Consider the following 14331-nt stretch of genomic DNA (forward strand, 5'->3'; position numbering starts at 1 on the left):
TACCTTAAATGGTGATATCCATCACATTTAAAATCCTAATCTGAAATGTTAGTTTGTTACGGTTGTAGCCGTGGATGGCGCGTCTTTGCGCTGCAACCATTTAATGATCATGACAGTACAAAGACCGCCAACCAGCATCACAATCGCCAGATAGATCATCGGAGCAGATGAACTTTGCATTTGATCGCGCACCAAAGGGATGGTGTTTTGCGCGAAGAACCCACCCAGGTTTGCCAGTGAGTTAATTGCGGCTAACCCAGCGGCAGCAGAGGCACCAGAGAGAAATTTCGCCATGTTCCAGAAGCAGGGTTGAATCGCAAACACCGATAGCACCACGCCACAGATAAAGGCAAAGCTGATGGCGGGTTGTGAAAAGAAGTAGACCGACCCGACCAGACACAACGCGGAGGTAAACATTGGCATTGCAACGTTAATGTAGGGATTGTTCGTGCGGTCTGGATTCTTCGTCAGCCAGCGCAGCAGCAACATCACCAGTGCCCACGGGATCATATTGAGGAAGCCGTTGGCCATATCAGAGACGCCGAAAGATTTAACGATGGTGGGCATCCAATAGCTGATGCCGTAAGCACCAAAGCAGATGAAGCCATAAACCAGTGCCAGTGCTAATACGCGTTTATCGGTCAGTGATTTGAACAGTGTATCGACAGACTTATCCGCCTGCTCACGGCGTTCTGATTCCAGACGGCCGATTAACCATTTTTTCTGATCTGCAGACAGGAAATTTGATTGCTCAGGTGTACCCGGGAAGAAGGCGAGTACGGGGACCACTAAAATCAGAGCCAGCACACCCGTGACAAGGAACAACCACTGCCAGCCTTCATAGCCCATGATACCGTGCATGCTGAGCAATGAGCCGTTGAGAGGAGCGCCAATCATATTGGCAAACATGCTGGCGGTGACCAGGAAGCCGACAATGCGGGGACGATACCTGGTTGGGAACCACTGCGTAGAGTAGAAAATCAATCCTGGATAGAAGCTGGCCTCTGCAAGACCCAATGTGAAACGCAGTGAATAGAACATCGTGAGGCTTTGCGTGAAGGCTAATGCAATAGTAATGATACCCCAGGCGCAGAGACTAAGGGCGAACCAGCGTTTCGCCCCCACTTTGGAAAGAATTAAATTCCCTGGCACGCTAAATAGCAGGTAGCCAATAAAAAACAGTGAAGAACCCAATCCAAAAGCGGATTCGCTCCAGCCCAGGCTGCTCACCATTTGCAACTTCGCAAAGCTGATATTTTGTCGGTCAATGTAGGCCACTACGTACATTGCCAGCATCAGTGGCACCAACATCATGATGGTTTTTTGTATCGTCGATTTTTCAATTTCATCAACGCTGTCAGGCGCTGACGGGTGTGTAAATGAACTCATGGCGTTAACCCTGTTTCTTATGTTGTTTGAGAGCTCAGAGGAAATGATGAACTGAGCCGCCGCATCGGTGGTGCTTCTGGATGTCTTTAAAAAAATCATAAATCAATCTGACATGTTAGATAATCTATCACCGCGATAACGTTGCGCATGGTGATTGTTGTTTTTTTGTAATAATGATCACAACAACACTTTGAATTTGAGTGTTTCTGTGATCATCATCTCAGTTGGGTGGGCATCTGGCGTACAAATTGCTAACACCTAAAAACCAAATCACTATTTTCATGTGACATGTTAGTTTTTATTGAGGTTAAAATGATATCTATCAATTGATTAAAAATACTTTGGCGATGATTGAGAGTGATGGTGGAGAGTGGCTATGGGCTGTGAAAAGTATCTTTAGGTGGATTAAAGTGAAGAAAACTTACCTGAACTGAAAATTTCACGTGATATAAATTAGCATTATATCCACAATAAAATTTTGTGATATTAAGTTTCCCCACTAAAAATTATTATGTAATTGATATTTAAATGATTAAAATCATATAGATAAGTTGTATTTCAAGATTGTGTACCTCTCTCATACCGGATATTAACGCTTCTATAGAAGGGGAGTTGATTTCATTAAGAATATTTTCTGTGAAGCGCTGAGCGTTTTCTAAAATTGAGTATCGAAAGAATAATCTCCGTGATGCTAAATTCTGACATGTCAGAATGATCTGGCTTTAGACAGGGGAACATAAAATGGTCAATAACAAATTTTCAGCGCGCATTGCACTCTTACCCATGCTGGTGGCAGGTGTCGTCTCCGCCATGCCGTTGATGGCAATCAGTGCCACGCAACCCAAGCTGGAGGTAGTCGCAGAATGGAATCGTTTGCCTTACGACTTGGGCAATGCTGATGCCGAGGCTGCGTGGCAAAAGAACGATACTAAAGCGATGCTGCACGGCGTCAAAGTGGATGCCAAAGGAAACATCTATGTCAGCACCGCGCGTTGGGGGGGGGCAGAAGTACCGGCTACCTTATCGCGCTTAGTGAAGAAAGAGGGCAAGTGGCTGTTACAGCCTTTCCCCAGTGCAGAAATGAACGACGTGAAGAATCCATTGGGATTGAAGGCCGTACTCGGCTTTGAAATCGATCGCAACAATGTGATGTGGATTCTTGACCAGGGGCACATTGCAGGGGCACCAAACAAAGCGGGTGATGAGAAACTCATCGCCTGGGATTTAAACAGTAACAAGGAGGTTGCTCGTTACACCTTCACCAATGACCAGGTCGATTTCACCTGCTCATTCCTGAATGATGTGGCGGTTGATAACGATCGCGGCGTGGTATACATCACCGATTCCGGAATTATGTGCCATCCACTCAAAGGTGCGCTGCTGGTCTACAACATGAAAAGCGGCCAGGCGAAAAAAGTGCTGACAAACCCAGAATGGGTCAACGACCAGCCTGGCTTCACCTTCAGCATTCATGGCGAGAAAGTCCTGAAAGATAAAGAGGGTAAAGCTAATCCAATGCTGACGGGCGCGGATGGCATTGCATTATCGGGTGATAAGAAAACCCTGTACTGGACCAATCTTACCGGCAACCGCCTGATGAGCGTGCCAACCGCACTGCTGCGTGATTTCTCCAACAGCGAAGCGCAGATTGAAAAGGGTATTAAAGTCGTCAATATCCTGCCTTCAAACACGGATGGTATGACGGCAGATCGTGCGGGTAACCTTTACATGACGGCACTCACGCTGAATGGGCTGATGAAACGTGATGCGAAAACCGGCAAGGTTACACCTTACGTGACAGATGAAGCCATTGCCTGGCCGGATACCATTGGCTGGGGCGGTAAAGGCGATCTCTATTTTGTCAGCAACCATCTGAACTCATGGGTGGGGGGTGACATGAATTTTGATAACCCGGCAGTGCCAAACTTCCGTATCTATAAAGTCCATGTCGGTGGACAACCGTATACGGCAAAGTAATTAAAAAGAAAAGGCAGGGTAACCTGCCTTTTTTTCGCTTGTTACAGTTCACTCTGCAGGGGCTGAGCCGCTCCAGCTAAGCATTCACCTTCGCGTACAATGGGTTTTTTCACCAGTAACCAGTAACACAAGCCGCTCAGTGCTGCGATCACGCCGCCGCTGATAAATGCCATAGCGTATGAGCCGGTGGAGTCGGCGATGTAACCGGTCACCAAAGGTGATAACGCACCGGCAAAAAAACCGCCAAAGTTCTGAATACCGCAAACGGTCCCTACAATATCATTCGATGCCACATCACCGGGAATGGCCCAGCAGGTACAGGAAACTGCGGACAAAAAGAACATCGCAATGGTCATCATCGCCAGCGCCGCCACCAGTGAATCGCAGAAGGTAACCGCAACCGTGGTAGCACCGCTAATTAAGGCCGCTACCATGATGACGATTTTCTTGGCCTTAAGCGGTTCGGCGACGCGCAGGCCATCGATCAGCCATTTGACCGCGAATCCTCCCAGCGCTGCGCCAACAATACCCGCTAAATAGGGGATGCTGGCGTAAACGCCCATGCTGCTTAGCGTCATATTCTGTGTTTTCATCAGGTAAAGCGGTAAGAAGGTGACAAAAATGTTGAATAGCCAGATGTAGCAAAACCAGCCCAACATCATGCCCCACATCGATTTGTAACGGAAAAGCTCAGCCCATTTCACCCGAGATCCTGCAGGCTGTTGCGGCAGACTGCCTCCGCCATCCGCGAGGATATAGTCACGTTCGGCCTGTGTCATGCTGGGATGATTTTCTGGGTGACGATAGATGAAAAAGAACACCACACCAAAAATAACCCCCAGGCTACCTGCAAGATAAAACAGGGCTCCCCAGCCAAAGTGGATGCTCATGAACACCAGCAACGGTGGCGCGAAAGCTAAACCCCAGCGTGATGAAGCATCCCAGATCGAACTGGCCAGTGCGCGTTCTTTACGGGGGAACCAGATAGAGGTGATCTTGGCCGAGGTAGGCCAACCTGGGGCTTCGGTCATGCCCAGCAATCCACGGGCGGCTAACAGCGCGGGCAGCGTACTGCACAGGCCTGTCAGCATGGTGGATAAACCCCATAGCGTTGCCGCAGAAGCATATACCTTACGAGGACCAAAACGGTCGGCCAGCCAACCGGCAGGCAGTTGGCTAAAGGCAAAGCAGAGTGAAAACACCGAGCCCATTAAACCAATATCGGTATTGGTGAGATGAAGATCGCTCATCATCGAGGGGGCGGCTACGCCGAGACTGGCCCGATCGAGATAGTTGATAAACCCACCGACGAGCAAAATGAAAGCCACGCCCCATCGTTTATTACCACGATGTGACGGGGGAGAAGGATTGAGAGGTTTCATTATAGGATCCTGTTTTAATATGCCATCTGACATGTCAGAATAAGTAACATTTGGCGGTATTAATCCAAAAGAGATTTCTTCAATTGATTGGGTTTTGATCACATATATCGATTTTATCTGCAATTATGACTTGTTAAGTCGTCAATTTGAGGTAAGGAATTGCAGAGTCACAGTTATTAATGACATGTCAGATTTTACGGGAGAAAGTGCAAATGCGAGTAGCTCAGATAACGGCATTAGAGGTGATGCAAGCAGGTCCAGTGATTCCGGTACTAATGATCGAAAAAGTCTCGCAGGCAGTGCCCTTGGCCAGGGCGCTCATTGCTGGCGGGATCAAAGTACTGGAAGTCACATTAAGAACGGAATGTGCGCTGGATGCGATTGCGAAAATCGCTGAACAAGTGCCGGAAGCCATTATTGGCGCAGGTACGGTGATCTCGCCCAGTCAGTTTCGAGACGTTGAAGCGGCAGGTGCCAGATTTGTCATCAGTCCAGGCGTGACGGACTCTTTATTACGCCATGCAGAAACGAGTGGAACGCCCTTTATACCCGGTATTAGCACGGTGTCGGAGTTGATGTTGGGGATGGAAAGGGGACTGACAGCGTTTAAGTTCTTCCCAGCAGAAGCCAATGGCGGCGTCCAGGCAATCAAAGCGGTTGCTGGCCCTTTCTCCACCGTGCGTTTCTGTCCTACCGGTGGCATCACCCCCACCAATGCCAGCCAATATCTGGCGCTGCCGAACGTAGTCTGTGTCGGGGGTTCCTGGCTGGCGACCCCGCAAATGCTGCGTGAGGAAAATTTTGCCGCCATCACCCAATTAGCGCTTCAGACCAGCCGACTCAGAACCTAATATTTTAATCAGTGCGGTACAGACTGTGCCGCATTTCCCCACAAACATCCTGCTCAATTAGTGATCTATTCCGCACTTCTTTTCAAGAATGATTGCCAGCTTGTTAAATTTTGACGTTAATGAATTCATATTGTGGACTTAATGTCCATATTGTGGAGTAGTTGCGAGGTGATAATGAGCAAGTCTAAAACAAATCTGGATGCTGAAACGCTGCGTCGTATGCCTTATCAGTACGACCAACCGGGAGATATGGTGCCGGATTTAGTGGTGACGAATGCTGTTCCCATTGATGAACGTATTTGGGTTCCGCAAGCAGAGAACGTCTGGTTTCGTCCTCTGTGTCTGAATCGATCTGCCGGATATTGGATGAATCTTTTACGGGTGAGGAAATCGGGTGTGCTGAGCCGCCACCGCCATCCGGCACCGGTTCACGCTTACGTCATTAAAGGGCGCTGGCGTTATCTCGAGCATGAGTGGGAAGCCCTAGAGGGAGGGTACGTCTTTGAACCCCCTGGTGAGACGCACACCCTGGTGGTTGATGAGGATGTTGAAGAGATGATCACAATGTTCCAGGTTCATGGCTGCATGTATTACGTCGATCCCTGGGGCAATCATATCGGGTTTGAGGACGTCTTTACCAAAATAGATATGTGTCGCAAACACTACGAATCCGTTGGCCTTGGGGCGGATTTCGTCGATCAGTTTATCCGCTGAACCCCGGCAATGTGAGCCCTTAACCCTACAGTCTCAATCACCTGTACCAAAATAATAAGAGACGACTCATATGGCTATTCATGCAAAAACGCCCGCTGTGGCAAGAATACAGCTGGTTGCTCTGCTGTTCCTGACAGCAGCAGGCATCATTAACTATATCGACCGCAGCGCACTCTCAATCGCCAACACGGCAATTCGTGAAGAGCTGCACATGACACCCACTGAAATGGGTTGGCTACTCTCAGCTTTCTCACTCTCCTATGCTTTCGCGCAGCTACCCGTCGGCGCGCTGCTGGATCGCTTTGGCTCACGCGCCATGCTTGGGCTGGGCATGTTCTTCTGGTCTCTTGCTCAGGCTGCCTGCGGGTTGGTTAATAATCTGTCGATTTTCCTTATCTCGCGCGCGGTGCTGGGAGCTTGTGAAGCGCCGCTATTTCCCGCCGGCGCCAAGGTGATCAGTGAGTGGTATAACCAGCGCGAACGAGGAACGCCAACCGGTATCTTTATCGCTTCCAGCTGCATTGGGCCCTGTATTGCGCCGCCGCTGTTGACCGTGATCATGTTAACCATCGGCTGGCGATGGATGTTCATTCTCACCGGTGCGCTGGGCATGCTGATGGCAATCGGTTGGTATGTGATTTATCGCAATCGCAACCAGGTGCAGCTTTCTGTCGCGGATGAAGCTTATCTGCAAGAAGGGGAGCGTTTTCAGCACAGCGAGAAGAGTATTAGCGGTAAAGAATGGCGCGGCTTGTTCGCACATGCCACCACCTGGGGGATGTTAGTGGGGTTTATGGGCGTCATCTATATGGTGTGGCTCTACCTCACCTGGCTGCCCAGCTATCTTGAACATCAGCGTGGCCTGTCAGTGGCGCATACCGGTTGGCTGGTCGCTGTTCCGTATCTGTTCGGTATGGCGGGCATGATGGGCGCTGGCCGCATTGTAGATTTTCTTGCCGCACGGGGTATGCCGCTCATCTTCAGCCGTAAGTGGCCAGTGTGTGTGGGATTGCTGGGCGGTGCCGCCTTTACCATTCCGGCCATTTTCGCCAGTAGTAATGGGGTCGCCATCGCCTGTATTTGCCTGGCGATGTTTTTCATCAATATGGCAAGCGCCGCATGCTGGACCATGGTGAGTGTGATCGTGCCCAAACGCCAGGTTGCCTCCCTGGGCAGCATCCAGAACTTTGGTGGTTATTTTGGCGGTTCTTTCGCGCCGATTATTACCGGCTGGGTCGTAGAGCATACGGGGCGATACGACAACGCGCTAATGGCCAGTGCGGTTATCGCGGTGATTGCGGCATTGGTCTACTTCCTGTTAGTGAAAAAACCGCTCCCCGAAGATGCCGATTATTCCCTTCAAACTGATAAAGAGAGAACGCACTATGACGTTTCGCGCTGATTTATTTGCCGGAAAAACGGCCCTGGTAACGGGTGGGACGACGGGCATCGGTGCCGGCATTGCCAGCACCCTCGCAGAGTTGGGGGCTAACGTCATTGCAGCAGGCGTGCAGAGTGAAACCCACCAACTGCCTGCGGCGCATCACATCGCTGTTCAGGAGTTAGATGTGCGAGACAACACCGCGATCCTTAACGTTATCAATGCGCTGCCACAGTTGGATCTGCTGATTAACTGTGCAGGTATTATTAGCCGCGAAAAAGAGCATCAGGTTGACGTGTTTGAAAACGTCATTGATATTAACCTCACCGGCACGCTACGTTGCTGCTCAGCTGCACGCAAAAAACTGGCGCAAAGTCAGGGATGCATCGTCAATACGGCTTCAATGTTAAGCTTTTTTGGCGGAGGCCTGGTGCCGGGATACAGCGCTAGTAAAGGTGGCATTATGCAGCTCACAAAGTCCCTCGCGATTGCTTATGCCGCAGAGGGTATCCGTGTGAATGCGGTAGCCCCTGGCTGGATTGCGACTACTTTAACGCAGTCGCTGCAAGACGATCCATTGCGTGCGGAACCTATTTTGTCCCGCACACCGCTCAAGCGCTGGGGAACGCCAGCAGATGTAGCGAAGGCCGTGGTCTTTCTGTGCAGCCCTGCAGCCTCGTTCATTACCGGCACAATTTTGCCGGTGGACGGAGGTTACTTAACGGCATAACTGATTAATGGAAAAAAACGCTGCAGTTCCGGGGACCGCCGCTTTTCAGAAATTTATGCGGGCTTTGCAGGTCGTTTCTGACCAGCCTCATCAACTTACTATTGGCACGCTGGCGAAAACGCTGGCGTTGCCACGTCCGACGACGCACCGCATTGTCGAGGCGCTATTGGCAGAGGGTATGCTGGTGAGTGATCACTTGGATCGCCTCGGACTGGGGCCGCGCTTTGTGGCACTGGCGTGGCGGTCGCTGGAAACCAGTGATATCCGCGCGGTGGCACAACCTTGGTTAACGCAATTGCGTGACGAGCTTGATGAGACAGTCCATCTGGCGATACGCAATGGACTGGAAATGGTCTACATCGACAAACTTGAAGCGCATCGCACGGTACGTATGGCTTCTCGCGTGGGTACGCGGGTAAGCCTGTATTCCAGTTCTGTAGGGAAAGCTTGGCTTGCCTCACAATCTGCAGACGCACTGGATGGCTGGCTTGAGCAACTGGACTTGCAACCTTTTACTGAGCACACGCGCACCACCCGAGACGCTATTCATAAGGAAATCGACGTCACTCGCCAGCGCGGTTACGCAATAGACGATCAGGAGAACGAGTTAGATATCTGCTGTTACGGCAGCGCAATCCTCGATCCTCGTGGTGCCGTGGCAGGGTGCATCAGCGTCAGTATGCCGACGTATCGTTTTGTGGAGAAAGATCAAGTCACCACGCTGGCTCTGATTCAAAATTGTGTCAGCCAGATTCAGCAGCGTCTGATTTAAAGGGCGGTTGAAAAGAGCAAATCACGTAACCAGCGATGTCCAGCATCGCGGTGCGTGCGCTCATGCCAGACCACAATTTTGCTGAAGCCCTGAATATCGAGGGGGGGCGGTAACACAGTGAGACCGGGCAGGTCATGGGTCAACCTTTTTGGCACCACACTGATCAAATCACTCACGAGCAAAATCTCTGGCAGCACCAGGAAGCTGCAAACAGAGAGCGTGACGCGTCGTGTTCGACCGAGTGAAGCCAGTGCCTCATCGGTGACACCGCTAAAGTTGCCTCCCACATAAGACACCAGCGCGTGGTCGTGTTCACAGAAAGTATCCAGCGTTAAACCTTCCGGCTGAGTGAGTGGGTGGCTTGCCCGCAGTAAACACACATACTCTTCATCATAAAGCGCTCTGGCATGCAGGTCTGGCGGGGCGGTCTCTGGCGTTATCAGCGCAAAATCAACGTCGCCACGCTCAAACTGCGCGCTTAGCTGTTCGTTATTCACCGGTAACACCGCCACGCGAATACCGGGTGCCTGTAATCGCAAAGCTGCCATAAACGGCACTATTACGGCGCGCAAGGCATAATCCGTTGCGGCAATCTTCACCGTCATCTCAGCGACAGCGGGTTCAAATGCCTTGGGCTGCAATAATTCACTGACTTCAGCCAGGATTGATTTCACCGGCTGCGCCAGTTCTAACGCCCGCAATGTTGGAATGATGCCGCGCTGAGTGCGTGTAAAAAGTGGGTCATTGAAACACTCGCGCAGGCGCGTCAGCATCCCGCTGACGGCAGGTTGCGTGAGTGACAGTCGCTCAGCCGCGCGCGTCACACTACGTTCATCCAGCAGGGCATCGAATGCCTTCAGCAAATTAAGATCTAGATTACGTATATCGGTTTTCATAAGCCCCGGTAGTGACAGGCAAAAGTGAATTTATGCTGAAAACGACGTTGCGTGTTATCCCGCCAGCAGCTGCTGGCAAAGCGCTTTACCAACCTCGGAAGCTGACTGTGGGTTCTGACCGGTAATCAGTACGCCATCGGTCACAACGTTGCATTGCCAGTTTTCAGCCGCCTGATGGAGTGCCCCGCGTGCTTTCAGCGTGGTTTCCAACATAAAAGGTACAGCTCCCGCCAGACCTACTTCCATTTCTTCTGTGTCGGTAAAAGCCGCAACACGTTTACCTTTCACCAGATATTGCCCATTGCTGAGTTTCACGTTGACCAGTGCAGCGGGACCATGACAAACGGCAGCGATGGGCTTATTGCACTCAAACATGTCACGGATAAGTGTTTTAACCGCAGCATCATCCGGGAAGTCCCACATAGTGCCATGCCCACCGACAAACAGTACGGCACTGTAATCATCAATTTTGGCTGCGGCCAGCGGTAAGGTGTGATTGAGTTGCTGATGGAAATTTCCATCCTGCCAGTATCGTTGATTAATTTCATCATCGCCGATGCCATAGACAGGTGGTTTTCCGCCTTTAATGGAAGCAAATGCGACCGGCACGCCTGCCTGAGTCAGCACATGGAGGGGATGCGTTAATTCCGGCAAATAAAAACCTGAAATATCATGCCCGTTCACAATGCCGCGATAGCTGGTAAGTACCATCAGCACCGGCTTAATCATTTGGTTCTGGGCGATTGCCATTTCATATCCTTAAGATTTAAAAAATGAAATTACGCGCCATTGCCAAATTTTTGACAGGCTCCGCGCCCGGTCAGATTAGCGGATGTAGCTATAATGAAAACATGCGTTCACTTATGAGGGTGATAAATTATCGTTATAGCCAGCGCGAGGTAATATTTCTCAGATATCAATAATTTTAATATCAAAGATAATTAGAGGCGATTGGTGTTATTTCTCCAGCAGACAGATACTTCATCTGTCCCTTATCACTTTTGAGAAATGACCAATGAAAATGAACGCGATTGACTGGCCGGAAGGCTTTGTTCCAGGATTTGCCGATAACTACTGTTCAAACGAAGTCATTGTTGCAGGCTTAAGCACACAGGATATCTGGCCGTTGCTGAATACCCCGTCTCTGTGGCCGACCTATTATCAGAACTCGGCTAACGCCCGTTTCTATGACAACAAAGGCCCAGAACTGGAACAGGGCGTACGTTTCTACTTCGAAACGTTTGGCTTCCCCGTTGAGGCTCAGATCACAGAATATGTCGCGCCTGTTGCAGGTGAAGCGGCCCGTGTTTCCTGGCACGGATGGGCGGGTGAAGTCGGCAGCGATGAGCGCCTGGACGTATTACATGCCTGGCTAATTGAAGATATTCCTGATAACCGCGTGCGCATCCTGACCCAAGAGACGCAAAACGGTAAGCCTGCTGTGAAGCTGGCAAATGCAAAACCTAATCCAATGATTAACGGTCACCAGGATTGGCTGGATGGACTAGTAGCAACAGCTAAAGCCCGTCAGTAAAGGTTACATCTTGGCTTCCAGCCAGCTGAGTGCCTGCTGTGCCCGCGCAGAAAGAGGCCACTCCGCGCGGTGAATCAGCCAGATGGTATCCACTAATGCGTTACCTGCCTCGATTACCTGAATGCATTCCTGGCGGTGAAATGCCATGCGGGCAAAGCGCGGCAACACAGTGAAGCCTAGCCCACGCGCTACCGGCTCGAGAATCAAGCTGATCTGATTACTGAAGCCGCGCTGTGGCAGGTTGCGCACGCCCGGATGACCGGGAAAGCGTCGGCTCAGCAGACGCGTCGCCATCGCCTGACCATCTGGATGATCAATAAAACCCAGGGCTTCAAGATCTTCCCATCTTGTGGCTGCTGCGCCTGCTGGCACAACCAGCTCTAAAGGTTCTTCAGTAAATTTCTGTGCCGCCAGACGTTTGTCATCGGGTTTTTGCGTCATCAGGCCCATCTCAAACCGGTTGTGTAGCACGGCATCCATCACCTCGCAGTCCGGTGCAAAACGGTGACGGATGGTTAAATCAGGATGATGTTGCTGCAAAGCAAGGAGCAGGGGATAAAGCCGCAACCCGATACTGCCGGGGGAGATAAGACTGACTTCCCCACAGGTCACGTCGCCTTCACTGAGTCGCAATGCCAGGTGGCGCTGGGCACGATCTACATGCTGGCAATAATCCAGCAGTGCCCGACCGGCGGGTGTCAGTTCCAATGGACGCTTACTCCGCAGAATCAGCGGGCCGAGCTGTTGCTCAAGGTGGCGAATATGTTGGCTGACGGCCGCTTGCGTAATACCCAGCCTCTCAGCGGTAACCGTGAAGCTACTCACTTCGGCCAGTGTGGCAAAAGATTTAAGCCATTGTGGATTAAGCATAATGAAATTTTATAATTACCATAATTGAATCACTGTTTTCATTATACCCGTATCGCCGTAGCCTGTGGATCTTTCCATCAGAGGAGATGAGCAATGAGTACTCCCTATCCACGTACGTTTTCCCACATCGGTCTGTCAGTGACCGATCTTGATGCCGCTGTAAAATTTTATACTGAGGTCATGGGGTGGTACCTGATTATGCCTCCGACTGAAATTCAGGAAGATGAATCCGCCATCGGTGTGATGTGTAGTGATGTATTTGGTGGTGGCTGGCAAAAATTCCGCATCGCTCACCTTTCAACTGGGGATCGTGTAGGTGTCGAAATTTTTGAGTTTAAAGCCGCTGAAAAACCAGAAAATAACTTTGAATACTGGAAAACAGGTGTCTTCCACTTCTGCGTGCAGGATCCAGATGTTGAAGGATTAGCCGAGAAAATCGTGGCCGCTGGCGGAAAACAGCGTATGCCTGTGCGTGAATACTTTCCTGGCGAGAAACCGTATCGCATGGTGTATATGGAAGATCCGTTTGGCAACATCATTGAGATTTACAGCCACAGTTATGAGTTGACGTATTCGGCAGGTGCCTATGTCTGATCCGGCGTTATCTATACCTGCAGACTGGCGTGGCTGGGTCTGGCACGGAGGTCATTCGCCGCTGGATTTACAGGAGCGTAATTTCAGCGCCATACCACTGCAGGCGGGAGACATTCTGGTGCAGAACGCGGCGATAGGACTTAACCCGGTCGACTGGAAAGTGCTCAGCACACAGCAAGAGCAAGTTCCGGGTGTTGATGGTGCGGGGACGGTGGTGGCGATAGGGTCAGGGGTTGAGAAAAACCTCCTGGGCAAACGTGTGGCGTATCACCAGAACTTACAGCGTAACGGCAGTTTTGCAGAATACACCGTGCTGGCTGCACAGGTTGTCATGCGGATCCCCGATGATATTGATTTTGCGACGGCGGCCGCCTTCCCTTGTCCAGCATTGACGGCCTGGCAGGCCATTGAAAAAATTCCGGTTCAGCCCGGCGCGCCGCTGTTGATTGCCGGAGCAGGCGGCTCTGTTGGTCATTATCTGGTGCAACTGGCCATGTCGCGGGGTTTTGAGGTCATAACCTTGAGCAGTGAGCGCCACTGGTCACGCTTGCATGCACTGGGTGCAAAGCGCTGCCTGAATGACAGCCAACTTACGACAGAAGCGGCGCATCGTCGTTACTTCGCCGTGATTGATGCGGTGGGGGCAGAACATGCTGCACAGCTGGCAGATACTCTGCTGGCAAATGGTCACTTAGTCTGCATTCAGGGTCGTGTTGCGGAGTGGCCATGTGCCGCATTTGGTCGCGCGCTTTCTCTGCACGAAGTGGCGCTGGGCGCACTTCACCAAACGGGTAATGCTCAACAGTGGCATGCACTCACGCAACAAGGAGAGCGCATGCTGGCGCAGATAGCCTCCGGGAGTATGCAAAGCGAGTTGCTGCTGCATTTCCCTTACGATCAACTGCCTGCACAGTTACAAGCATTACGGCATCGTAATTTCAGTGGCAAGCAGGTCATTTTGTTTTAGTTATCTCAAGTGGTGGTTAAGAAAAGTTTTTTATTTCTCATTCTGAAAGATATTACGCTGCACAATCGTAAAGCGTTACCACAGATGTGCCAGTACCGTGCACGATGTCAGTAATGAATGTTACCGTATGCATTACAACAGTCTGGCACGGGGTAGTGTGGGGCAGGTGCGACAATGTTGTCACCAGAACGTCTCATCACACCGGCTTTTCCCGGCATCTGGAAAGACGCTCAGGTGGGAAAACTCGTACAGATTGCGCGCGTAACCAAAGCAC

General features: G+C 50.9%; 14 protein-coding genes. 9 read left to right on the forward strand and 5 right to left on the reverse strand.

Translation table 11 applies throughout. The features are described 5' to 3' along the window. Positions 1-48: 48 nt before the first annotated feature. Positions 49-1389: an MFS transporter gene (locus AC1MDE_RS13275; protein WP_480344661.1), complete on the reverse strand. Its 1341-nt coding sequence runs from the start codon at positions 1387-1389 to the stop codon at positions 49-51. Between the two features lie 741 nt (positions 1390-2130). On the opposite strand from AC1MDE_RS13275, the gene AC1MDE_RS13280 reads away from it, so the two are divergent. After that, positions 2131-3366 carry an L-dopachrome tautomerase-related protein gene (locus AC1MDE_RS13280; RefSeq protein ID WP_480344662.1) on the forward strand — a complete coding sequence of 412 codons (1236 nt, stop codon included), beginning with the start codon at positions 2131-2133 and terminating at the stop codon, positions 3364-3366. 41 nt (positions 3367-3407) lie between these two features. On the opposite strand, the gene AC1MDE_RS13285 is transcribed toward AC1MDE_RS13280, so the two are convergent. Then, positions 3408-4748, reverse strand: coding sequence for an MFS transporter (locus AC1MDE_RS13285; RefSeq protein WP_480344663.1), 1341 nt, complete (start codon positions 4746-4748; stop codon positions 3408-3410). 212 nt (positions 4749-4960) lie between these two features. Between AC1MDE_RS13285 and AC1MDE_RS13290 the strand changes: the two genes are divergently transcribed. The 5 genes from AC1MDE_RS13290 to AC1MDE_RS13310 all read left to right on the forward strand — a co-directional run bounded on the left by AC1MDE_RS13290 (position 4961) and on the right by AC1MDE_RS13310 (position 9196). After that, complete coding sequence (locus AC1MDE_RS13290) at positions 4961-5599, forward strand: bifunctional 4-hydroxy-2-oxoglutarate aldolase/2-dehydro-3-deoxy-phosphogluconate aldolase (protein WP_480344664.1); 639 nt, start codon at positions 4961-4963, stop codon at positions 5597-5599. Positions 5600-5773: 174 nt separating this feature from the next. Continuing rightward, the gene (locus tag AC1MDE_RS13295; protein ID WP_480344665.1) at positions 5774-6313 is read left to right on the forward strand and encodes a 2,4'-dihydroxyacetophenone dioxygenase family protein; all 540 of its coding nucleotides are present in this window, start codon (positions 5774-5776) and stop codon (positions 6311-6313) included. A gap of 70 nt (positions 6314-6383) precedes the next feature. Next, positions 6384-7715, forward strand: coding sequence for an MFS transporter (locus AC1MDE_RS13300; protein ID WP_480344666.1), 1332 nt, complete (start codon positions 6384-6386; stop codon positions 7713-7715). Next, the gene (locus AC1MDE_RS13305; RefSeq protein WP_480344667.1) at positions 7699-8424 is read left to right on the forward strand and encodes an SDR family NAD(P)-dependent oxidoreductase; all 726 of its coding nucleotides are present in this window, start codon (positions 7699-7701) and stop codon (positions 8422-8424) included. The genes AC1MDE_RS13300 and AC1MDE_RS13305 overlap by 17 nt, the downstream gene beginning before the upstream one ends. 55 nt (positions 8425-8479) lie before the next feature. Continuing rightward, complete coding sequence (locus tag AC1MDE_RS13310; protein ID WP_480344668.1) at positions 8480-9196, forward strand: IclR family transcriptional regulator; 717 nt, start codon at positions 8480-8482, stop codon at positions 9194-9196. On the opposite strand, the gene AC1MDE_RS13315 is transcribed toward AC1MDE_RS13310, so the two are convergent. Further along, positions 9193-10092 carry a LysR family transcriptional regulator gene (locus AC1MDE_RS13315; protein WP_480344669.1) on the reverse strand — a complete coding sequence of 300 codons (900 nt, stop codon included), beginning with the start codon at positions 10090-10092 and terminating at the stop codon, positions 9193-9195. The two genes, AC1MDE_RS13310 and AC1MDE_RS13315, sit on opposite strands and share 4 nt — an antisense overlap. A 54-nt stretch (positions 10093-10146) precedes the next feature. After that, positions 10147-10842 carry a type 1 glutamine amidotransferase domain-containing protein gene (locus tag AC1MDE_RS13320; protein ID WP_480344670.1) on the reverse strand — a complete coding sequence of 232 codons (696 nt, stop codon included), beginning with the start codon at positions 10840-10842 and terminating at the stop codon, positions 10147-10149. Between the two features lie 271 nt (positions 10843-11113). Between AC1MDE_RS13320 and AC1MDE_RS13325 the strand changes: the two genes are divergently transcribed. After that, a complete protein-coding gene (locus AC1MDE_RS13325) occupies positions 11114-11626 on the forward strand; it encodes an SRPBCC family protein (RefSeq protein WP_480344741.1) in 513 nt (170 codons plus the stop codon). A gap of 3 nt (positions 11627-11629) precedes the next feature. Here AC1MDE_RS13325 and AC1MDE_RS13330 read toward each other — a convergent pair whose 3' ends face one another. Further along, on the reverse strand, positions 11630-12496 hold the full coding sequence (locus AC1MDE_RS13330) for a LysR family transcriptional regulator (RefSeq protein ID WP_480344671.1): 867 nt from the start codon (positions 12494-12496) through the stop codon (positions 11630-11632). A gap of 93 nt (positions 12497-12589) precedes the next feature. Here AC1MDE_RS13330 and AC1MDE_RS13335 point away from each other — a divergent pair, with 93 nt between their 5' ends. Beyond that, positions 12590-13090, forward strand: coding sequence for a lactoylglutathione lyase family protein (locus AC1MDE_RS13335; protein WP_084931136.1), 501 nt, complete (start codon positions 12590-12592; stop codon positions 13088-13090). Beyond that, positions 13083-14057, forward strand: a complete 975-nt coding sequence (locus tag AC1MDE_RS13340) for an alcohol dehydrogenase catalytic domain-containing protein (RefSeq protein WP_480344672.1) — start codon at positions 13083-13085, stop codon at positions 14055-14057. Before AC1MDE_RS13335 ends, AC1MDE_RS13340 begins: the two co-directional genes overlap by 8 nt. Positions 14058-14331 lie beyond the last annotated feature (274 nt).

Source organism: Pantoea folii, from assembly GCF_056678875.1.

Excerpts from the sequence above, each read along its gene's own strand:
- AC1MDE_RS13275 (WP_480344661.1), bottom strand. The coding sequence starts at position 1,389 with ATGAGTTCATTTACACACCCGTCAGCGCCTGACAGCGTTGATGAAATT.
- AC1MDE_RS13280 (WP_480344662.1), top strand. The coding sequence starts at position 2,131 with ATGGTCAATAACAAATTTTCAGCGCGCATTGCACTCTTACCCATGCTG.
- AC1MDE_RS13285 (WP_480344663.1), bottom strand. The coding sequence starts at position 4,748 with ATGAAACCTCTCAATCCTTCTCCCCCGTCACATCGTGGTAATAAACGA.
- AC1MDE_RS13290 (WP_480344664.1), top strand. The coding sequence starts at position 4,961 with ATGCGAGTAGCTCAGATAACGGCATTAGAGGTGATGCAAGCAGGTCCA.
- AC1MDE_RS13295 (WP_480344665.1), top strand. The coding sequence starts at position 5,774 with ATGAGCAAGTCTAAAACAAATCTGGATGCTGAAACGCTGCGTCGTATG.
- AC1MDE_RS13300 (WP_480344666.1), top strand. The coding sequence starts at position 6,384 with ATGGCTATTCATGCAAAAACGCCCGCTGTGGCAAGAATACAGCTGGTT.
- AC1MDE_RS13305 (WP_480344667.1), top strand. The coding sequence starts at position 7,699 with ATGACGTTTCGCGCTGATTTATTTGCCGGAAAAACGGCCCTGGTAACG.
- AC1MDE_RS13310 (WP_480344668.1), top strand. The coding sequence starts at position 8,480 with ATGCGGGCTTTGCAGGTCGTTTCTGACCAGCCTCATCAACTTACTATT.
- AC1MDE_RS13315 (WP_480344669.1), bottom strand. The coding sequence starts at position 10,092 with ATGAAAACCGATATACGTAATCTAGATCTTAATTTGCTGAAGGCATTC.
- AC1MDE_RS13320 (WP_480344670.1), bottom strand. The coding sequence starts at position 10,842 with ATGGCAATCGCCCAGAACCAAATGATTAAGCCGGTGCTGATGGTACTT.
- AC1MDE_RS13325 (WP_480344741.1), top strand. The coding sequence starts at position 11,114 with ATGAACGCGATTGACTGGCCGGAAGGCTTTGTTCCAGGATTTGCCGAT.
- AC1MDE_RS13330 (WP_480344671.1), bottom strand. The coding sequence starts at position 12,496 with ATGCTTAATCCACAATGGCTTAAATCTTTTGCCACACTGGCCGAAGTG.
- AC1MDE_RS13335 (WP_084931136.1), top strand. The coding sequence starts at position 12,590 with ATGAGTACTCCCTATCCACGTACGTTTTCCCACATCGGTCTGTCAGTG.
- AC1MDE_RS13340 (WP_480344672.1), top strand. The coding sequence starts at position 13,083 with ATGTCTGATCCGGCGTTATCTATACCTGCAGACTGGCGTGGCTGGGTC.